Origin of the sequence: Thermomonas aquatica, assembly GCF_006337105.1 — a bacterium.
Taxonomy (GTDB): domain Bacteria; phylum Pseudomonadota; class Gammaproteobacteria; order Xanthomonadales; family Xanthomonadaceae; genus Thermomonas; species Thermomonas aquatica.
Genome location: NZ_CP040871.1, coordinates 874206 through 892990, shown reverse-complemented (window position 1 = coordinate 892990; position 18785 = coordinate 874206). Strand labels below are relative to the sequence as shown.

At 68.0% G+C, this 18785-nt stretch carries 18 protein-coding genes; 11 read left to right on the top strand and 7 right to left on the bottom strand.

Going from position 1 to position 18785, the window contains the following annotated elements; translation table 11 throughout:
- Positions 1-32: 32 nt before the first annotated feature.
- Positions 33-452: a CopD family protein gene (locus tag FHQ07_RS04265; RefSeq protein ID WP_139717863.1), complete on the top strand. Its 420-nt coding sequence runs from the start codon at positions 33-35 to the stop codon at positions 450-452.
- Positions 453-461: 9 nt separating this feature from the next.
- Here FHQ07_RS04265 and FHQ07_RS04260 read toward each other — a convergent pair whose 3' ends face one another.
- Both FHQ07_RS04260 and FHQ07_RS14290 read right to left on the bottom strand, forming a co-directional pair.
- Positions 462-2153 (bottom strand): alkaline phosphatase, encoded by a 1692-nt coding sequence (locus FHQ07_RS04260; protein ID WP_139715576.1) that lies wholly within the window; start codon positions 2151-2153, stop codon positions 462-464.
- Positions 2154-2178: 25 nt separating this feature from the next.
- Positions 2179-2325 carry a hypothetical protein gene (locus FHQ07_RS14290; protein WP_168191458.1) on the bottom strand — a complete coding sequence of 49 codons (147 nt, stop codon included), beginning with the start codon at positions 2323-2325 and terminating at the stop codon, positions 2179-2181.
- On the opposite strand from FHQ07_RS14290, the gene FHQ07_RS04255 reads away from it, so the two are divergent.
- Positions 2324-3643, top strand: coding sequence for a dicarboxylate/amino acid:cation symporter (locus tag FHQ07_RS04255; RefSeq protein ID WP_139715574.1), 1320 nt, complete (start codon positions 2324-2326; stop codon positions 3641-3643). The genes FHQ07_RS14290 and FHQ07_RS04255 overlap by 2 nt on opposite strands.
- Positions 3640-4065 (top strand): GNAT family N-acetyltransferase, encoded by a 426-nt coding sequence (locus FHQ07_RS04250; RefSeq protein ID WP_139715572.1) that lies wholly within the window; start codon positions 3640-3642, stop codon positions 4063-4065. Before FHQ07_RS04255 ends, FHQ07_RS04250 begins: the two co-directional genes overlap by 4 nt.
- Here FHQ07_RS04250 and FHQ07_RS04245 read toward each other — a convergent pair.
- Positions 4053-4472 (bottom strand): hypothetical protein, encoded by a 420-nt coding sequence (locus FHQ07_RS04245; protein WP_139715570.1) that lies wholly within the window; start codon positions 4470-4472, stop codon positions 4053-4055. The genes FHQ07_RS04250 and FHQ07_RS04245 overlap by 13 nt on opposite strands.
- A gap of 92 nt (positions 4473-4564) precedes the next feature.
- Here FHQ07_RS04245 and FHQ07_RS04240 point away from each other — a divergent pair, with 92 nt between their 5' ends.
- Entirely contained in the window at positions 4565-5053 is a 489-nt protein-coding gene (locus FHQ07_RS04240; protein ID WP_139715569.1) for an acyl-CoA thioesterase, read from the top strand.
- 70 nt (positions 5054-5123) lie between these two features.
- On the opposite strand, the gene FHQ07_RS04235 is transcribed toward FHQ07_RS04240, so the two are convergent.
- Together FHQ07_RS04235 and FHQ07_RS04230 are read right to left on the bottom strand one after the other, a co-directional pair.
- Complete coding sequence (locus FHQ07_RS04235) at positions 5124-5771, bottom strand: C40 family peptidase (protein ID WP_240703545.1); 648 nt, start codon at positions 5769-5771, stop codon at positions 5124-5126.
- 163 nt (positions 5772-5934) lie between these two features.
- Positions 5935-6489, bottom strand: a complete 555-nt coding sequence (locus FHQ07_RS04230) for a C40 family peptidase (RefSeq protein WP_139715567.1) — start codon at positions 6487-6489, stop codon at positions 5935-5937.
- 61 nt (positions 6490-6550) lie between these two features.
- Between FHQ07_RS04230 and FHQ07_RS04225 the strand changes: the two genes are divergently transcribed.
- The 4 genes from FHQ07_RS04225 (at position 6551) to hutG (ending at position 10756) form a co-directional block, all read left to right on the top strand.
- Positions 6551-7033 carry an FKBP-type peptidyl-prolyl cis-trans isomerase gene (locus FHQ07_RS04225; RefSeq protein ID WP_139715565.1) on the top strand — a complete coding sequence of 161 codons (483 nt, stop codon included), beginning with the start codon at positions 6551-6553 and terminating at the stop codon, positions 7031-7033.
- A 142-nt stretch (positions 7034-7175) separates the two neighbouring features.
- Complete coding sequence (locus FHQ07_RS04220; RefSeq protein WP_139715563.1) at positions 7176-8630, top strand: DUF418 domain-containing protein; 1455 nt, start codon at positions 7176-7178, stop codon at positions 8628-8630.
- A 69-nt stretch (positions 8631-8699) separates the two neighbouring features.
- Positions 8700-9971, top strand: a complete 1272-nt coding sequence (locus tag FHQ07_RS04215) for an NAD(P)/FAD-dependent oxidoreductase (RefSeq protein ID WP_139715561.1) — start codon at positions 8700-8702, stop codon at positions 9969-9971.
- A complete protein-coding gene (hutG, locus tag FHQ07_RS04210; RefSeq protein WP_139715560.1) occupies positions 9968-10756 on the top strand; it encodes an N-formylglutamate deformylase in 789 nt (262 codons plus the stop codon). Before FHQ07_RS04215 ends, hutG begins: the two co-directional genes overlap by 4 nt.
- A 48-nt stretch (positions 10757-10804) precedes the next feature.
- Here hutG and FHQ07_RS04205 read toward each other — a convergent pair whose 3' ends face one another.
- Both FHQ07_RS04205 and parE read right to left on the bottom strand, forming a co-directional pair.
- A complete protein-coding gene (locus FHQ07_RS04205; protein ID WP_206202349.1) occupies positions 10805-12805 on the bottom strand; it encodes an alpha/beta hydrolase family protein in 2001 nt (666 codons plus the stop codon).
- Positions 12806-12867: 62 nt separating this feature from the next.
- Positions 12868-14757 (bottom strand): DNA topoisomerase IV subunit B, encoded by a 1890-nt coding sequence (gene parE, locus FHQ07_RS04200; RefSeq protein WP_139715556.1) that lies wholly within the window; start codon positions 14755-14757, stop codon positions 12868-12870.
- Between the two features lie 172 nt (positions 14758-14929).
- Here parE and pyrG point away from each other — a divergent pair, with 172 nt between their 5' ends.
- Genes pyrG through eno form a run of 3 tightly spaced genes read left to right on the top strand, consistent with a single transcriptional unit; the run spans position 14930 to position 18776 of the window.
- Positions 14930-16624 carry a CTP synthase gene (gene pyrG / locus FHQ07_RS04195; protein WP_139715554.1) on the top strand — a complete coding sequence of 565 codons (1695 nt, stop codon included), beginning with the start codon at positions 14930-14932 and terminating at the stop codon, positions 16622-16624.
- Complete coding sequence (kdsA, locus tag FHQ07_RS04190; protein ID WP_139715553.1) at positions 16621-17454, top strand: 3-deoxy-8-phosphooctulonate synthase; 834 nt, start codon at positions 16621-16623, stop codon at positions 17452-17454. Before pyrG ends, kdsA begins: the two co-directional genes overlap by 4 nt.
- A gap of 17 nt (positions 17455-17471) precedes the next feature.
- Complete coding sequence (gene eno, locus FHQ07_RS04185; RefSeq protein WP_139715551.1) at positions 17472-18776, top strand: phosphopyruvate hydratase; 1305 nt, start codon at positions 17472-17474, stop codon at positions 18774-18776.
- Positions 18777-18785: the final 9 nt, after the last annotated feature.

The following is an 18785-nucleotide window of genomic DNA, read 5'->3' as shown; positions in this document are numbered from 1 at the left end:
TCCTAATGGCTTCGACCAACCACGAGCACGCCATGGCCTACCTGCTGACCAAGACCGCGCACCTGGTGTTCGTGATGGCGTGGATGGGCGGGGTGTTCTACCTGCCGCGGATCCTGGTCAACATCGCCGAAGCCGGCGATGAACCCGCGGTGCGTGCGCGGCTGGTGCTGATGGGGCGTCGCCTGTATCGCTTCGGCCACGTCATGTTCGGGCTGGCCTTCCTGCTGGGCCTGGCGTTGTGGCTGCACTTCGGCATCGGCGGCGGCTGGCTGCACGCCAAGCTGGTGCTGGTGCTGCTGATGATGACCCACTACAGCATCGGCGGGCGCTGGCTGAAGGGCGTCGATGCCGGCAAGCCGCTGCCCTCGGCGACGGCGCTGCGCTGGTTCAACGAAGCGCCGGTGTTCCTGCTGGTGGCGATCGTGTTCCTGGTGCTGGCCAAGCCGTTCTGAGATCCGCCGTCAGCGCGGCTTGAAGTCCTCGATGTTCGGCAACGCCACCGGCACGCCGTTCGCGTCGCAATCGCCCTTCGCGCACAGCGCGGCGCGCAGGCGCGGGGTGGCCTGCACGGCGAAATGGAAGATCGCGTTCTCCTCCACGCTGCCGCGCACGGCGTCGCTGCCGGGCCCGCGCGCCCAGATGCCGACGTCCTCGCCGCCGTGGGTTTCGTTCGCCAGCGGGACGATCGATTCCTGCATGTAGTCCGGGGCCTCGGTATCGACCTTGCGCAGGTCGGGGCGTCCGTTCGCCGGCCGGTAGCCCTTGCCGTCGTGGAAGAACGTCTTCGGGCCCGCGGCCTGCGAGCCGCTGGCGCCGGTGTAGCCGGGACCGTTGGCGTAGTTCAGCGTGGTGTAGGGCAGGCCGGTGCCGTCGCCGACCAGTTCGCCGCTGCCGTCCTCGCCGCCGCTGCCGCGCACCTTGCCCAGGATCGGATTGCCGCGGACCGGATAGCCGGAGAAGCTCAGCGTGTGCGAGTGATCGGCGGTGACCACGATCAGGGTGTCGTCCGCCGAGGTGGCCTCGGCCGCGGCGCGCACCGCGTCGCTCAGGGCCACGGTTTCGACCAGCGCGCGATAGGCATTGCCGTAATGGTGGGCATGGTCGATGCGCCCGCCTTCCACCAGCAGCACGTAGCCGTTCGGGTTGCGCGAGAGGCGCGCGATCGCGGCGCGGGTCATCTGCGCGAGCGACGGCTCGCCGGCCCGGTCGCGCGCGCGGTCGTGTTCGTACTGCATGTGGTCGGGCTCGAACAGGGCCAGCAACGGCTTGTCGAGGGGAGCGGCATCGAGTTGCCGCGCATTCCACGCATACACGCCGCCCGGGTGGCGTTGTTTCCATTCGGCGACGAGATCGCGCCCATCGCTGCGCTCGCCGGCCCTGTCGGGATATTCCGGGTCGCGCTGGGAGGACGGCATGTAGTTTTCGCGGCCGCCGCCCATCAGCACGTCGAAGCCGCCGGCGAACGCGGACTCCACCTGCTGCCGGGCGATGTCGATGCAGCCGGCCTTGCGTGCGTCCTCGCTGAGGTCGCCGTCCTTTTCCCAGTTGCGTTCCGCCGAATGGGTGGTGGCGGCGGCCGGCGTGGCATGGGTGATGCGCGTGGTGGTGACCACGCCCGCGGCCATCCCGCTGCCGGCCGCGAGCTCCCACAGGGTGAGCTGCGGCGCGGCGAGCGCGCCGGTGCAGTCCTTGCGCTTCGCGCCCTGGCCGACGCTGATCACGCCCATCCGGGTCTTCACCCCGGTGGCGATCGCGCTCATGGTGCCGGCCGAATCCGGAGTCTGCGAATCGGTGTTGTAGGTCTTGCTGAGCGCGGTGGCGGGGAAGGTCTCCCAGGCCAACCGGTTCTCCTCGCCGCTGCCGCCCTTGCGCTGGCCTTCGAAGATGCGCGCCGCGGCCACCGTGGTCAGGCTCATGCCGTCGCCGAGGAACACGATCACGTTCTTCGCGCGGCCCGCCATCGCGCCGCGCGCCGCGGCCTGGGCGGCGCCGTCGCGGAACCACCAGGCCGCGGTTTCGCCGCCGGGGCGGACGATCTGCGGCACGTCGACATGCACCGCGCCCGACCGGGTTGCAGCCGGCTGGCCGCTGCTGGCGCAGCCGCCGGTCGCGAGGGTGATGGCGAAGGCGAGGACAAGGCGGGTCGGTCGCATGGTCGATTCCGTTCGTATTGCGGGATTATGACCGCTGCACATGACGATTCGGCATGGCATCACGCCGACGCGCGCGCGGAAGCTTGCGGATTTCAGCGTTCCAGCCGGGGTCCTGACGCTGCATGGCGCGGTCGGTTATCGTCGCGGTCTGCTGCTTCAGGGCGACGTGCATGTTCGACTGGTGGTTCAAGATCAAGTTCTGGAAACGCGTGGTCGCCGGCTTCGTGCTCGGCGCGCTGGCCGGCTGGGCGTTCGGGCCGGATGCGGAAACCTGGTTCGGCCCGCTCGGCGACCTGTACGTCACCCTGATCAAGATGATCGCGGTGCCCCTGGTGTTCTTCGCGGTGATCAATGCGGTGGCCTCGCTGAGCGGGCAGAAATCGATCGCCGCGCTCGCCGGCCGCACCTTCGTCTGGTTCGCGATCACCGCGGTGCTGGCGGTGGGCGTGGGCCTGGCGTTCGGCTGGATCCTCAAGCCGGGCGTCGGCGTCGGCGTGCTGCAGGTCGCGTCCGACTACAAGGAAAAGCAGATCCCCGGCGTGCTCGACATGCTGCTCAACCTGGTGCCGTCCAATCCGTTCCAGGCGCTGGGCGGCGCGGCCAGCGCCAAGACCGCCGACGGCATGACCGTGCTGGTGCCGCGCAACGGCACCGTGCTGCAGGTGATCTTCTTCGCCGGCCTGGTCGGCTTCGCCATCGTCAAGCTGGGCGAGAAGGTCGCCGGCATGCGCAAGCTGGTCGGCGAGGCCAGCGAGATCATGATCCAGGTCACCCGCTTCGTGCTGGAGTTCACCCCGATCGGCACCTTCGGCCTGATCGCGGCGCTGGTCGGCGGCTACGGCTTCGAGCAGCTGCGGCCGCTGCTGATGTTCGTGATCGCGCTGTATGCGGCCTGCGCCTTCCACATCGTCCTGGTGTACAGCGGCCTGCTGCTGGCGCACGGCCTGAATCCGCTGAAGTTCTTCCGCGGCGCGGCGCCGGCCATGCAGGTGGGGTTCGTGGCGGCCAGCAGCTTCGCTGCGTTGCCGGTGTCGCTGCGCAGCGCCACCCACAACCTCGGCGTCGACAAGGACTATGCGGCGTTCGCGGTGCCGCTGGGCGCAACCATCAAGATGGACGGCTGCGGCGCGATCTACCCGGCGCTGGCGGCGGTGTTCATCTCGCAGTACAGCGGCATCGAGCTGTCGCTGACGCAGTACGTGGTCATCGCGCTGGCCTCGGTGCTGGGCAGCTTCGGCACCGCCGGCGTGCCGGGCACCGCGGTGATCATGGCCACGGTGGTGCTGAGCGCGGCCAACCTGCCGCTGGAAGCGATCGGTTACCTGTACGCCATCGACCGCATCCTCGACATGATGCGCACGATGACGAACGTGACCGGCCAGATCCTGGTGCCGACCCTGGTGGCGAAGGAAACCGGCTTGCTGGACCGCGGGATCTACGAAGCCGCGAATTCCGATGTCGGGCTGGACGAAGGCGGCGAGCAGGCATGAGCATCGCGGCGGCGCTGGTCGACGAGATCCGCCTGGTCGAGCGCGCGCCCGGCATCGACGACTACCGTCGCCTGCGCGCGGCGACCGGACTGTCGCCGAAATCGGAACAGGCGGCCCGCCGCGGGTTGGCGAAGACGAGCTATGGCGTCAGCCTGCTGCGCCGCGACGAGGTCGTCGGCATGGGCCGCATCGTCGGCGACGACGGCTGTTTCTACTTCGTGGTCGACATCGCGGTGATCCCGGAATTGCAGGGCCGCGGCCTCGGCAAGCGGATCATGGACGCGCTCGACGCCTGGCTGCGCGCGAACGCGGCGCCGAGCGCGCACGTCTCGCTGTTCGCCGATGGCGAGGCGAAACGGCTGTACGCGAAATACGGTTTCGCCCAGTCCGACCACTCGGTGGGGATGTTCTACCGGGTCTGACGGCGCGCGCGGGTCGCGATCCACGCGCCGGCCAGCGCCGCAGGCATCGGCAGCAGCAAGCCTGCGACCGACATCCACGCCGGGTGCGCGGGCATCACCACGATCATGCCGACCACGCCGGCCATGACCATCAGCGCGGGCACGATCGCCGCAGCGCGCGGATGGCCCTTGCGCGCGATCAAGCCGGCGACGAAACCGCCGTCGAACGCGCCGATCACCCAGGCCAGCACGATCATCAGCAGCGCACCGAACGGCAGCATGCCGATCAGTTTCGCCATGTCCGCGGTGTTGCCGGGGTCGATGCCCGGCGGCGGCGGATACACGTGGTGGCTGGCCAGCTCGACCAGCATGATGGTGAAGAAGGCCACCACCAGCCCGACCGTCGCGCCCAGGATCGTGCGTCCCATCTGCATCCCCTCGAAGAGTCCCCGCGCGAGCATCGCGCGTAGGTACGCTTCCCGCAAGCCGCGGCGTAGGATGGCCGCGACAAGGGGGAACGATGAGCGGACGCCAACGCGAACTGACCATGCGCTTCCTCGCCGAGCCCACCGACGTGAACTACGGCGGCAAGGTGCATGGCGGGCAGGTGATGAAGTGGATCGACCAGGCCGGCTATGCCGCGGCGGTCGGCTGGAGCGGGAAATACAGCGTGACCGTGGCGGTGGGCGGGATCCGCTTCGTCGCGCCGATCCGGATCAGCGACCTGGTCACGGTCGACACCACGCTGGTCTACACCGGCACCAGCTCGATGCACTTCGCGGTGGACGTGCGCGCACGGGATCCGATGGACGATGGCGGCGAACGCCTGTGCACGCATTGCGTGATCGTGTTCGTGGCGGTGGACGAGGCCGGCAAGCCGGTGCAGGTGCCGGCCTGGACCCCGGTCAGCGACGAGGACAAGCGCCTGTCCGAATACGCCACCCAGGTGATGGCCTTGAGCAAGGGCATCGAACAGACCGTGGCCCGCTACCGGGACGCCATCGACTGAGCCGCAGCGGAGCCGCCACCACGAAAAACGCCGCCCGGGGGCGGCGTTTCGCTGTCGAGCCGGCGGCGGATCAGCTGCCGGTGGCGAGCCGGCGCGCTTCCAGGTACTTCTGGCTCCAGTACCCGGTGCTCAGGGTCGACACGGTGACGTCGCGGCCGGTGCGCGGGGCGTGCAGGAACTTGCCTTCGCCGATGTAGATGCCGACATGGTCCACCTTGCCGCGCTTGCCGAAGAACACCAGGTCGCCCTCGGCCAGCGCGCTGCGGTCGGTGATGGCGGTGCCTTCATGGGCCATCGCGCGCGACACGCGCGGCAGGTCGACGCCGATGCTGCGGAACACGTAACCGACCAGACCGCTGCAGTCGAAGCCGCGCTCCGGGCTGGTGCCGCCCCAGCGATAGGGCGTGCCGAGCAGGGCGAACGCGCGCTGCAGCACGGTCTTGATCCGCGACGAGGTGCTGGGCGAGGCCTGCGCCTGCTGCAGCACGGCGATCTGCGCGGCCAGCGGGGCGTTGTCGGGGCTGGCCAGGTCGACCGGGGCCACCGCGTCGAGCGGGGCCAGGGTGGCCGTGGTGGCGGCATCGGCCGGCAATTCGACCGGATTGAACGCCATCGCCGGCGCGGCGCATGCGGCCAGGGCGAAGGCGAGGAAAAGACGGAGTCCCCGGCGGGCGGGGCGGGCGGCGGAATGGCCGTGGGGCAGGGTCGCTGTCGTCACGCGGTCATCACGAATAAAAACCAGGGGCGACTATGCCCGCGAAATCCGGGCAGGGGGTTCAAATTTCGTTAGCCGAACGCAAATGAATAGGCCGACAGGTCACAAAAACGAAACCTGCCCCTGTTCATCTTTGTGATCAAGCGGAATTTTCCAAGTCCTTGAATCAATTCAGCAATCTGCGCGCGCCGCTGTAGTGATCCCGCCACCAACTGCCGTCCAGGCGGTCCAGGCGCACGGTTCCGCCGCTGCTCGGGGCATGCACGAAGCGGCCTTCGCCGACGTAGATGCCGACATGGCTGACCGTGCCGCCGCTGCCGAAGAACACCAGGTCGCCGCTGGCCAGCCGGTCCGGGGCGATTCTCGGCCCTTCAAGGGCGGCCAGTTCCCTCGAGGTGCGCGGCAGGCGCAGGTCGAGCATGTCGCGGTAGACGTAGTTGACCAGCCCGCTGCAGTCGAAGCCGCCTTCCGGGGTATTGCCGCCATAGCGATAGGGCGTGCCGACCAGGCTGATCGCCCGCATCAGCACGGCATTGGCCTTGGCCGGATCGACCGGGCGGGCATCGGCCCAGGCGCGTGGCGTGGGGTTCGCCTTGGCGGTCGGGCGGACGTTCCCGCTGCCGCCGCAGCCGGCCAGCAGCAGGGCGGTCGATAGCGCCAGCAGGGCATTGCGCCGATAATGCGCGCCCGGTCGCTGTTGGCAGTCGGCTGGTTCCGTCATCCGCGCAGTGTTCCCGCATCGCCCCGCGGCGGCAAGCGCCCCCACCGAAAGCAGAGCACTCATGAAGATCGAGAAAGACCGCGTCGTCCGCTTCCACTACGCCGTTGCCGAAACCGGCCAGGAGTCGGTGGAGAATTCGAAGGACGGCGGCCAGCCGCTCGCCATCCTGTTCGGCCACGGCAACATCATCCCCGGCCTGGAGAAGGCGATGGACGGCCGCGAGGCCGGCGACAACTTCAAGACCACGGTGCCGGCCGCCGAAGCCTACGGCGAGCGCCGCGACGGCCTCAGCCAGCGCATCCCGAAGAAGCACTTCGGCGCGCAGAAGCTGGAGCCGGGCATGCAGGTGGTGCTGCAGACCAACTTCGGCCCGCGCGCGGTCACCATCGAGAAGGTGGGCATGAGCGTGGTCGACGTCGACCTCAACCACCCGATGGCCGGCAAGGACCTGGACTTCGACATCGAGATCGTCGAAGTGCGCGAGGCCAGCGCCGAGGAACTGGCCCACGGCCATGTCCATGGCGACGGCGGCCACCAGCACTAAGCCACGGCAACCGCGTTACCCGGAACGGCCCGCGAAAGCGGGCCGTGTCCGTTTCCGCGGACGGCAAGCGCAATGACTTCCGGCCCCTTGAGGGGCACCCGCCGGCATGCGCTAATCGGCGCATCACATCGGGGGATGTCGAGTGAACGCAGAGTTCCGTCCGGTCGCGATCCGCGACCGCATCCAGACGCTGGACGTGGTGCGCGGATTCGCCTTGCTGGGCATCGCGTTGATGAACGTCGAGTTCTTCAATCGTCCATTGGGCGACCTCGATGCCGGCATGCCGGCCGGCGCGACCGGGATCGACTTCTGGGCCGGCTGGTTCGTCCATGTGTTCGTCCGCGGCAAGTTCTGGACCATGTTCTCGTTGCTGTTCGGGATGGGCTTCGCGGTGATGCTCGCCCGTGCCGAACAGGCGGGGCGCGGCTTCTTCGCCCCCTACCTGCGGCGCACGCTGGCGCTGGCGGCGTTCGGCGCGCTGCACTTCATCTGCCTGTGGACCGGCGACATCCTCTTCAGCTACGCCACCGGCGCATTGCTGCTGATGGTGGTGTTCTACGCCAAGCCGCAGGCGCTGCTGTGGCTGGGCGTGCTGCTGCTGGCATGCGCGGCCGGGTTCGGCGTGGCGGGTCGCCTCGGCCATGCGCTGCCATGGCAGCCGATGCTCGGATTCGGCATTCCGCTGCTCCTGCTCGGCGTCGTGGCCTATGCCTTGCGGCGCTGGCCGTTGTCGGGCCTGCGCGCCGCGGGCCTGGCGCTGTACCTGCTGCCCTCGCTGGCGATGGCGATCGGTGGCGCGGTGATGATGGGACAGCCGCCGGAAGCCGAGCGCGACCGCATCCAGCTGGCGGAAGCGAAGACCCCGGAGCAGAAGCAGGCGGTCGCCGAGGCGATCGAAAAGCGCGCGGAACGGCGCGGGGAGCATGCCCGGGAGCTGGCCGAGGAGACGCGGGTGATGCGTGGCGGCCGCTACGCCGAAGCCACCGCCTGGCGCGCGCAGTCCTTCGTGAAGCACCTGGGTCCGAACATGGGGTTCGCTTTCATCGTGGTCGGGGTGTTCCTGCTGGGTGCGTGGTTCGTCCGCTCCGGGGTGATGACGGATCCCGCCGCGCACCTCCGGCTGTTCCGGCAGATGGCATGGATCGGCATCCCGCTCGGGCTGGGCATGAGCCTGGTCGCCGCGCGCATCGCCCTGACCCACGTGCCCGGGCACAACGACGGCCCGTTCCAGCTGGCGACCGGATTGGCGTTCTTCGGCAACCTGCCGGCCTGCATCGGCTATCTCGCCGCGGTGGTGCTGCTCTTCCACGGCCGCTGGCGCCGCTGGCTGGCGCAACTGGCGCCGGTCGGCCGCATGGCGCTGACCAACTACCTGATGCAGTCCGCGCTCGGCACGCTGTTCTTCTACGGCTACGGCCTGGGCCATTGGGGCATGCCGCGCGGGCAGCAGCTGCTGTACGTGCTGGCGGTGTTCGCGCTGCAGGTCCTGCTCAGCCGCTGGTGGCTGTCGAGGTTCCGCTTCGGGCCGATCGAGTGGTTGTGGCGCTGGATCACCTACGGGACCCGGCCGCCGCTGCGGCTGGCGGCGGCGGCCTGAAGCGAGGATGGCGCAGGCGCGAGTTGCCCGGATAATGGCGGTTGGTGTCGCCATCGGGACAGCATCGACGTGACGCAGCAACAGGACCACAACCGAACCGATGTGCTGGTGGTCGGCGCCGGCGTCTCCGGCCTGGCCGCCGCGCTGGCCTTGCTCCAGGATGGCCGCGAGGTCCGCGTGCTGGATGCGGGGCGCATCGGCGGCGGCGCATCGCATGGCAATTGCGGCACGCTCACCCCGAGCCACGCGCCGCCGCTGGCCGCGCCTGGCACCATCGGCCGCGCCATGCGCTGGATGCTGACCCCGGATGCGCCGCTGTACATCCCGCCGCGCTTCGATCCGGCGCTGTGGCGCTGGCTGCTCGGCTTCGCGATGCGCTGCAACCATCGCGACTGGATCGCCAGCGCGCGGGCGAAGTCGGCGATGCTCAACGATTCGCGCCGGCGCATCGCCGACTGGGTGCGCGATTACGGCCTGCAGTGCGAGTTCATGGAAAGCGGCGAGGACTACGTGTTCCACAGCCGGCAGGCGATGGAGCACGAGATGCAGGACCTGCCCTTGCTGCGCGAGTTCGGGATCGAGGCCGAGATCATCGACGGCCCCGCCTACGAGGCGCAGGAGCCGGCGCTGAAGCCGGGCGTGGTCGGGGCGATCCGTTTCGCCGGCGATGCCGCGCTGCGGCCCGACCGCTACGTGGCGGAGCTTGCGCGCGCGGTGCGCGAGCGCGGCGGGGTCATCGTCGAGCAGTGCGCCCTGCAATCGCTGCGCTCCGATGCGGACGGCGTGCGCGCGGCCACCGCGCAGGGCGACATCCACGCCCACGATGCGGTGATCGCGGCCGGCGCATGGTCGCCCACCATCGCCCGCGCGGTGGGCCTGCCATGGCTGCGCAAGGCGATCCAGCCCGGCAAGGGCTACTCGATGACCTACAGCGCGCCGGCCGTGGTGCCGAAGCGGCCGTTGACCCTGCGCGAGGTCTCGGTCTGCGTGACTGCCTGGGGCAGCGGTTTCCGCCTCGGCAGCACCATGGAATTCTCCGGTTACGACACCAGCCTCAACGAGCGCAGGCTGGGCGCGCTGGAACGCGGCGCGCGCAAGTACCTGCAGCATCCGGTCGGCCCGGAATTGCGCGAGCGCTGGTTCGGCTGGCGGCCGATGAGCCGCGACGACATCCCGCTGATCGGCCGCGCGCCCGGCCACAAGCGCCTGTGGCTGGCGACCGGCCACGGCATGATGGGCGTGGGCATGAGCGCAGGCACCGGGCAGATGCTGGCGGATCTCATGGCAGGCCGTACGCCTGCGGTGCAGCCGAGTGCCTTCGATCCGGCGCGCTTCGCATGAGCCTCGAGATCTGCACCCTGCATCGCGGCAGCGCGCCGCTGCTGGTCAGCCTGCCGCACGATGGCAGCGCGATCCCGGCGGCACTGGCGGCGCGGATGACCCCCGAGGCACGCCGCGCACCGGATACCGACTGGCACGTCTCGCGGCTGTACGCATTCGCGCGCGCGCTCGGCGCGTCGATCCTGGTGCCGACGCATTCGCGCTACGTGATCGACCTCAACCGCGGCGAGGACGACACCAGCCTGTATCCCGGCCAGAACACCACCGGCCTGGTGCCGCTGCTGCGCTTCACCGGCGAGCCGGTGTACCTGCCGGGCAGGGAGCCCGATGCCGGCGAAGTGGTGTCGCGCATCGACACGTACTGGCGGCCGTATCACTCGGCGTTGCGCGAGGAACTGGACCGCATCCGCGCCGAGCACGGGCGCGCTGTGCTGTGGGAAGGGCACTCGATCAAGGGCAGCGGCCTGCCGTTCCTGTTCGAGGGCCGGTTGCCCGACCTCAACCTGGGCACCGCGAGCGGGGCGAGCTGTTCGCCGGCGCTGCAGGCGCGGCTCGAGGCCGCGCTGGCCGCGCAGGCGGAGTACGACTGGGTTGCGAATGGCCGCTTCAAGGGCGGCCACATCACCCGCCACTACGCCGACCCGGGCAGCGGCATCGACGCGATCCAGCTGGAACTCAGCCAGCGCACCTACATGGACGAGGACGGCTTCGAGTACGACGAGGCGAAGGCCGCGGCATTGCAGCCGCTGCTGCGGCGATTGCTGGGGATCGCATTGGAAGGGTGAAAGCGAAAAGGGCGGCCGGAGCCGCCCTCTTGCAACCTCCGCGCGGGTTTACTTCGCGCCCGGGCCGATGTACTTGGCCAGGAACGCCTCCATCCGCTTGTAGAGTTCGGCGCGGTTCTCCGGCTTGTAGAAGCCGTGGCCTTCGCCTTGCGCAACCATGGTCTCGATCGGCACGCCGGCGGCTTTGAAGGCATTCTTCAGCGCGTTGAACTGCTCCATCGGCACGCGTTGGTCGATCGATCCCTGGACCAGGAACACGGGCACCTTGATCTTGTCGACATTCTGCGCGGGCGACCAAGCCTTCAGCTTCGCGTCGTCGGTGCCGAGCACACGGTTGAGGTAGCGCCTGCCGGAGGCGCTGTCCTTGATGTCGCCCTCCTTCTTCATCACCTGCAGGTCGTAGACGCCCACGTAGCCGATCGCGCATTTGTACAGTTCCGGATAGCGGATCTGCTGCATCAGGGATGCGTAGCCGCCATAGCTGGCGCCGTAGGTGCAGATGCGGTTCGGATCGGCGATCTTGTTGTCGATGGCCCATTTCACGCCATCGGCGAGGTCGTCCTGCATCTTGCCGCCCCATTCGCCATAGCCGCTCTCGATGAAGTCCTTGCCGCGGCCACCCGAACCGCGGTAGTTGATCTGCAGCACGCCGTAACCACGGCTGGCGAGGAACTGCGCATCACTGTCGTAACCCCAGCTGTCGTATGGGCCGTGCGGGCCTCCGTGCGGCATCACGATCATCGGGCGCGCGCCGCCTCCGGCGGGCGCGGTATACAGGCCATGCAGGTTCAGGCCGTCGCGGGTCTTGAAGCTGATCGGATGGCTCGGGGAAAGCGATGCCGCCTTCATCCACGGCATGGATTCGTTGACCAGCTGGATCTTGTTGTTCGCCTTGCGATCCAGAAGGTAGTAGGCCCCCGGATTGCGATCCCCCCATGCATAGAACAGGGCCATGCCGTCGTCGCGCGTCCAGTCGACGAACGACACCATCTGGCCCGGGAAGGCCTTCAGCAACCCCGCATGCAGCTTCGCCCATTCGGAGGCGGGGTCGAGGTACTGCACGGATGGCTTCGCTTCGTCGTAGATCACGGCGAATGGTGCCCCGTCATGACCCGAATAAAGCACTCGGGCGATGGATTCTTCGTCCCTGCCGGCTAAGCGCACCCTGGTGGCCTTGGCAAGGTCGATCTTGTACAGCTGGGTGGGTTCTCCCTTGTCCGTGATGGTGGCGTAGGCCGTGTTGTCGTCGGGCTCGACGTACAGCAGGCTCATGCTGTAGCCCGCAAGCGACTTCGGCACCGGCTGCCAGTCCTTGCTTCCGGCATCGGGCCGGTACATCAGCACTGGATCGTCGTTGTCGTTCGATATGACCTTCAAGCGAGCTCGGCCGGAGTGATCGAACATGAAAGTGGCCGTATCCCTGGTCTGCTCGATCTCTTGCCGATTGCCGGTTCGGGTATCGACCTTGTAGATCGACGTTGTCCGCTTCTCGTCGCCCACGTCGTCGGGCCATGCGGTGAAATCGACAAGAACCTTGCCGGGTTCGTTGTCGAGTACCTTGACCACGCTGGCGAACCCGCGATCCTTGTGCCGAGCTCGCATACCGTCGTCGCCGACGAGGTAGGCGAACAAGGTTTCTTGGGTCTTGCCATTGACATCCGAGCTCATCAGCTCGCCAGTGCTGTAGGGCCTGGCCTGGAGCGGTTCCATCTTGCCCCGCGCCACCACCACTTGGTCGTTGTCGCTCCAGACGATGTTCCCCACGTGCTGTTGGCGGCCGAAACGCAGCGCCTGCACCTTGCCCTTGCCATCGAGCGGGACGATATGGAGCTGGGTCTCCATCCCGTCTGCGGATGGGATGGCCATGGCGACATATTTGCCGTCTGGCGAAAGCGAAACATCGTTGACTTCCGAATGCTTTGCGAAGTCCATCTGGCTCGGGGCTTGCGCGTCAGCCCGCGTCGATGCGAACAGGGTAAGCGCGGTCAGGACGGCGAGTGAAGCATGTTTCATGGACCCATTCCCATCGAAAAACGCTGCCTGCGGCATCTGGGGAGGATAACGGCGCTTTGATCGCTTGCCTATGACAACCGCTTCATGTTCGTGAATCGTCAGACCTCCAGCGTCGCCAGATCGCCCTTCTGCTCCAGCCACTGCTTGCGGTCGCCGGCGCGCTTCTTCGCCAGCAGCATGTCCATCAGCGCGCGGGTGGCGTCGCCGTCGTCCACGGTGAGCTGCACCAGTCGCCGGGTGTCGACGTGCATGGTCGATTCGCGCAACTGCTGCGGGTTCATCTCGCCCAGGCCCTTGAAGCGGGTGACGTTGACCTGGCCCTTGAGCTTCTCGCGCTGGATCTTCTCCAGCAGCAGGCGCTTCTCCTCCTCGTCCAGCGCATAGAACACCTGCTTGCCCACGTCGACGCGGAACAGCGGCGGCATCGCCACGAACACGTGGCCGGCCGCGACCAGCGCCGGGAAGTGCTTGAGGAACAGCGCGGTGAGCAGCGTGGCGATGTGCAGGCCGTCGGAGTCCGCGTCGGCGAGGATGATCACCTTGCCGTAGCGCAGGCCGTCGATGTCGTCCTTGCCCGGGTCGCAACCGATCGCCACAGCGAGGTCGTGCACTTCGGTGGATGCGAGCACCTGGCCGCTGCCGACTTCCCAGGTGTTGAGGATCTTGCCGCGCAGCGGCAGGATCGCCTGGAAATCCTTGTCGCGGGCCTGGCGCGCGCTGCCGCCGGCGGAGTCGCCCTCGACCAGGAACAGTTCGGTGCGCGAGAGGTCCTGCGAAATGCAGTCGGCCAGCTTGCCGGGCAGGGCGGGGCCCTGGGTCACCTTCTTGCGGACGACCTGCTTCTCGGTTTTCAAACGTGCCGATGCGCGTTCGATCGCGAGCTGGGCGATCTTCTCGCCGAATTCGGTATGCGTGTTCAGCCACAGGCTGAAGGCGTCGTGCGCGGCGCCTTCCACGAAGCCCGCCGCCTGCCGCGAACTCAGGCGTTCCTTGGTCTGCCCGCTGAACTGCGGATCGGTCATCTTCAGCGACAGCACGAAGGCGACGCGGTCCCACACGTCTTCCGGCGCCAGTTTCACGCCGCGCGGCAGCAGGTTGCGGAAGTCGCAGAACTCGCGCAGGGCGTCGGTGAAGCCGGTGCGCAGGCCGTTGACGTGGGTGCCGTGCTGCGCCGTGGGAATCAGGTTGACGTAGCTTTCCTGCACCAGTTCGCCGTCGGCGATCCAGGCCACCGCCCAGTCGACGGTCTCGGTGTCCTTCTTCAGCGCGCCGACGAACAGCTCCGGCGGCAGCAGTTCGCGGTCGCTGAGTTCGCCCTTGAGGTAGTCGCGCAGGCCGTCCTCGTAATGCCACTCGTTGCGTTCGCCGCTGGCCTCGTCGAACAGGCTGACGGTCAGCCCGGGGCAGAGCACCGCCTTGGCGCGCAGCAGGTGGCGCAGCGCGCGCAGGTTGAACTTCGGCGTGTCGAAATACTTCGGGTCCGGCCAGAAGCGCAGGCGGGTGCCGGTGTTCTTCTTGCCGACGCTGCCGACGATCTCCAGCGCGGAAGCGCGGTCGCCGTCCTTGAAGCTCATCCGGTATTCGTTGCCGTCGCGCTTGATGAACACGTCGACATGCCTGCTCAACGCATTCACCACGCTCACGCCGACGCCGTGCAGGCCGCCGCTGAAGGTGTAGTTCTTGTTGCTGAACTTGCCGCCCGCGTGCAACCGGGTGAGGATCAGCTCGATGCCGGGGATCTTCTCCTCCGGATGGATGTCCACCGGCATGCCGCGGCCGTCGTCGGCCACTTCGCAACTGCCGTCGTCGTACAGGGTGACGCTGATCGCGCGCGCGTGGCCGGCCAGTGCCTCGTCCACCGCGTTGTCGATGACCTCCTGCGCCAGGTGGTTCGGGCGCGCGGTGTCGGTGTACATGCCGGGGCGGCGCTTGACCGGGTCCAGCCCGGACAGGACTTCGATGTCTTCTGCGTTGTAACGGCTGCTCATGATGCGCACTGCGTGGGGACGCGGCAGGATCGCCGTGGCGCCGGGCCGGGTCAAGTCGCGCGAAACCGCCGTTTTCGCCATTCCCGTTATGGATCAATGGGTTCCGCCCGCGGCGCGTGCAGATCGTCGCGCCAGCCGGTAGAATGCGGCTTTCCAGCGACGCGCTGCCGCCATGACCTCCCCCGAATCCCAGACCCCCATCGTCTTCGTCACCGGGGGCGTGGTGTCCTCCCTTGGCAAGGGCATTGCCGCCGCTTCGCTTGCCGCGATCCTCGAGGCGCGTGGCCTCAAGGTCACGATGATGAAGCTGGATCCCTACCTGAACGTCGATCCGGGCACGATGAGCCCGTTCCAGCACGGCGAGGTCTACGTGACCGACGACGGCGCCGAAACCGACCTCGACCTCGGTCACTACGAGCGCTTCGTCAACACCCGCCTGTCCGGGCTGAACTCGATCACCACCGGCAAGATCTACGATTCGGTGCTGCGCAAGGAGCGCCGCGGCGACTACCTCGGCGGCACCGTGCAGGTGATCCCGCACGTCACCGACGAGATCAAGCGCTGCATCGACGCCGCCACCGAAGGCTACGACGTGGCGCTGGTGGAGATCGGCGGCACCGTCGGCGACATCGAATCGCTGCCGTTCCTGGAGGCGATCCGCCAGCTGCGCATCGAGCGCGGTTCCGACAAGGCGATGTTCCTGCACCTGACCCTGATCCCGTACATCCGCGTGGCGGGCGAGCTGAAGACCAAGCCCACCCAGCACTCGGTGAAGGAATTGCGCGGCATCGGCATCCAGCCGGACGTGCTGCTGTGCCGCAGCGAAGTGCCGTTGCCGGACGGCGAGCGGCGCAAGATCGCGCTGTTCACCAACGTGCCGGAGAAGGCGGTGATTTCGGTGGTGGATCTGGACAACATCCACAAGATCCCGCGCTGGCTGCACGGCCAGCGGCTGGACCAGCTGGTGGTCGACCAGTTGCAGCTGGGCGGCAAGACCGGCGAGGCCAACCTGTCCGAATGGGACGCGGTGGTCGATGCCGCCGAACGACCGATCGACGAGGTCACCATCGGCATCGTCGGCAAGTACGTGGACCACAAGGACGCCTACAAGTCGGTGGGCGAGGCGCTCAAGCACGGCGGCATCCGCCAGCGCACCCGGGTCAACCTGAAGTGGCTGGAATCCGAGGACATCGAGCGCGACGGCGCGGCCAAGGTGCTGGCCGGCGTCGACGGCGTGCTGGTGCCGGGCGGCTTCGGCGACCGCGGCTTCGAGGGCAAGGTGATGACCGCGCAGTTCGCGCGCGAACAGAAACTGCCGTACTTCGGCATCTGCTACGGCATGCAGGCGGCGGTGGTCGATGCCGCGCGCAACCTGGCCGGCCTCGAAGGCGCCAACAGCACCGAGAACGACAAGCAGGCCGCGCATCCGGTGATCGGCCTGATCACCGAATGGCGCACCTCCAGCGGCGAGGTGGAGCGCCGCACCGAGGATTCGGACTTGGGCGGCACCATGCGCCTGGGCCTGCAGCAGCAGCGGATCAGGCCGGGCACGCTGGCGCATCGCCTGTACGGCAAGGACGTGGTCGGCGAGCGCCACCGCCACCGCTACGAATTCAACAACCACTACCGCGCGCCGCTGGAAGACGTGGGCCTGGTGTTCTCCGCCAAGTCCGCCGACGACACCCTGGTCGAAATGGTGGAGTGGCCGAACCATCCGTGGTTCCTCGGCTGCCAGGCGCACCCGGAATTCCTGTCCACGCCGCGCAGCGGGCACCCGCTGTTCATCGGTTTCGTGCGCGCCGCGCGCGAGCACAAGGCCGGCGGCAGGTTGCTCAATGACAGCAGCGTCAACGAGGTGGCGGCATGAAGCTGTGCGGATTCGAGGTCGGCCTGGACCGGCCGTTCTTCCTGATCGCCGGCCCCTGCGTGGTCGAGTCCGAGCAGCTGCAGATCGACACCGCGGCGACGCTGAAGGAAATCACCGGCGAGCTCGGCATCAACTTCATCTTCAAGTCGAGCTTCGACAAGGCCAACCGCACCTCGCTCAACAGCTTCCGCGGCCCCGGCATGGAAGAAGGCCTGCGCGTGCTGGCCGAGGTCAAGCGCCAGCTCGGCGTGCCGGTGCTGACCGACGTGCACGAATACACGCCGATGGACGAAGTGGCCTCGGTGGTCGACGTGCTGCAGACGCCGGCGTTCCTGGTGCGCCAGACCGACTTCATCACCAAGGTCTGCGCCGCCGGCAAGCCGGTCAACATCAAGAAGGGCCAGTTCCTGTCGCCGTGGGACATGAAGCCGGTGGTCGAGAAGGCCAAGTCGACCGGCAATGCCGACATCATGGTCTGCGAGCGCGGCGCATCGTTCGGCTACAACAACCTGGTCAGCGACATGCGCAGCCTCGCGGTGATGCGCGACACCGGCTGCCCGGTGGTGTTCGACGCCACCCACTCGGTGCAGCTGCCGGGCGGGCAGGGCAACAGCAGCGGCGGCCAGCGCGAATTCGTGCCGGTGCTGGCGCGCGCGGCGATCGCCACCGGCGTGTCCGGCGTGTTCATGGAAACCCATCCCGACCCGAGCAAGGCGCTGTCCGACGGCCCCAACGCATGGCCGCTCGCCAAGATGCGCGCGCTGCTGGAAACCATGCTGGAACTGGACGCGGCGACCAAGCGCGGCGGCTTCCTCGAATCCACTCTCTGATCCGGAACGACCCACCGATGAGCACGATCTCCTCCGTCCACGCCCGCGAAATCCTCGACAGCCGCGGCAACCCCACGCTTGAAGCCGACGTCGTCCTGGCCGATGGCAGCTTCGGCCGCGCGATGGTGCCCTCGGGCGCGTCCACCGGCACCAAGGAGGCGGTGGAGCTGCGCGACGGCGACAAGACCCGCTACCTTGGCAAGGGCGTGCAGAAGGCGGTGGCCAACGTCAACGGCAGCATCGCCGACATGCTCAAGGGCTTCGACGCCGCCGACCAGTACGGCCTGGACCGGCGCCTGATCGACCTCGACGGCACCGAGAACAAGGGCCGGCTCGGCGCCAACGCGCTGCTGGCGGTGTCGATGGCGAACGCGCATGCGATGGCGGCGTCGCGCAGGCAGCCGCTGTGGCAGTACATCGCCTCGATCAGCGAGCACCCGGCCGGCTGGCAGCCGACCCTGCCGGTGCCGATGATGAACATCATCAACGGCGGCGCGCACGCCGACAACAACGTCGACCTGCAGGAATTCATGGTGCTGCCGGTCGGCTTCGATTCGTTCTCCGAGGCGCTGCGCAGCGGCACCGAGATCTTCCATGCGCTGAAGTCGGTGCTGAAGGGCCGCGGCCTGAGCACGGCGGTCGGCGACGAGGGCGGTTTCGCCCCCGACCTGCGCAGCAACGAGGAAGCGCTGGAAACCATCCTGGAAGCGATCGGCAAGGCCGGCTACAAGGCCGGCGAGGACGTGCTGCTCGGCCTCGACGTCGCCTCCAGCGAATTCTTCGAGAACGGCAAGTACAACCTGACCGGCGAAGGCAAGCGCCTGACCTCGGAGCAGTTCGTCGACTTCCTCGCCAACTGGGCCGCGCAGTACCCGATCATCACCATCGAGGACGGCATGGCCGAGCACGACTGGGCCGGCTGGAAGCAGCTCACCGAGCGCCTCGGCGATCGCGTGCAGCTGGTCGGCGACGACCTGTTCGTGACCAACCCGCGCATCTTCAAGGACGGCATCGAGCAGGGTGTGGCCAATGCGATCCTGATCAAGGTCAACCAGATCGGCACCCTCAGCGAGACCCTGGAAGCCATCGCCATGGCCGATGCGGCGAAGTACGCCTCGATCGTCTCGCACCGTTCCGGCGAGACCGAGGACACCACCATCGCCGACATCGCGGTGGCCACCACCGCCACCCAGATCAAGACCGGCTCGCTGTGCCGTTCCGACCGCGTCGCCAAGTACAACCAGCTGCTGCGCATCGAGCAGGCGCTGGGCGCCGATGCGCGCTATGCCGGGCGCGCCGCGTTCGTCTCGCTGGCGCGCTGACGGAACCGC

Excerpts from the sequence above, each read along its gene's own strand:
- FHQ07_RS04265 (WP_139717863.1), top strand. The coding sequence starts at position 33 with ATGGCCTACCTGCTGACCAAGACCGCGCACCTGGTGTTCGTGATGGCG.
- FHQ07_RS04260 (WP_139715576.1), bottom strand. The coding sequence starts at position 2,153 with ATGCGACCGACCCGCCTTGTCCTCGCCTTCGCCATCACCCTCGCGACC.
- FHQ07_RS04255 (WP_139715574.1), top strand. The coding sequence starts at position 2,324 with ATGTTCGACTGGTGGTTCAAGATCAAGTTCTGGAAACGCGTGGTCGCC.
- FHQ07_RS14290 (WP_168191458.1), bottom strand. The coding sequence starts at position 2,325 with ATGCACGTCGCCCTGAAGCAGCAGACCGCGACGATAACCGACCGCGCC.
- FHQ07_RS04250 (WP_139715572.1), top strand. The coding sequence starts at position 3,640 with ATGAGCATCGCGGCGGCGCTGGTCGACGAGATCCGCCTGGTCGAGCGC.
- FHQ07_RS04245 (WP_139715570.1), bottom strand. The coding sequence starts at position 4,472 with ATGGGACGCACGATCCTGGGCGCGACGGTCGGGCTGGTGGTGGCCTTC.
- FHQ07_RS04240 (WP_139715569.1), top strand. The coding sequence starts at position 4,565 with ATGAGCGGACGCCAACGCGAACTGACCATGCGCTTCCTCGCCGAGCCC.
- FHQ07_RS04230 (WP_139715567.1), bottom strand. The coding sequence starts at position 6,489 with ATGACGGAACCAGCCGACTGCCAACAGCGACCGGGCGCGCATTATCGG.
- FHQ07_RS04225 (WP_139715565.1), top strand. The coding sequence starts at position 6,551 with ATGAAGATCGAGAAAGACCGCGTCGTCCGCTTCCACTACGCCGTTGCC.
- hutG (WP_139715560.1), top strand. The coding sequence starts at position 9,968 with ATGAGCCTCGAGATCTGCACCCTGCATCGCGGCAGCGCGCCGCTGCTG.
- FHQ07_RS04205 (WP_206202349.1), bottom strand. The coding sequence starts at position 12,805 with ATGCCGCAGGCAGCGTTTTTCGATGGGAATGGGTCCATGAAACATGCT.
- parE (WP_139715556.1), bottom strand. The coding sequence starts at position 14,757 with ATGAGCAGCCGTTACAACGCAGAAGACATCGAAGTCCTGTCCGGGCTG.
- pyrG (WP_139715554.1), top strand. The coding sequence starts at position 14,930 with ATGACCTCCCCCGAATCCCAGACCCCCATCGTCTTCGTCACCGGGGGC.
- kdsA (WP_139715553.1), top strand. The coding sequence starts at position 16,621 with ATGAAGCTGTGCGGATTCGAGGTCGGCCTGGACCGGCCGTTCTTCCTG.
- eno (WP_139715551.1), top strand. The coding sequence starts at position 17,472 with ATGAGCACGATCTCCTCCGTCCACGCCCGCGAAATCCTCGACAGCCGC.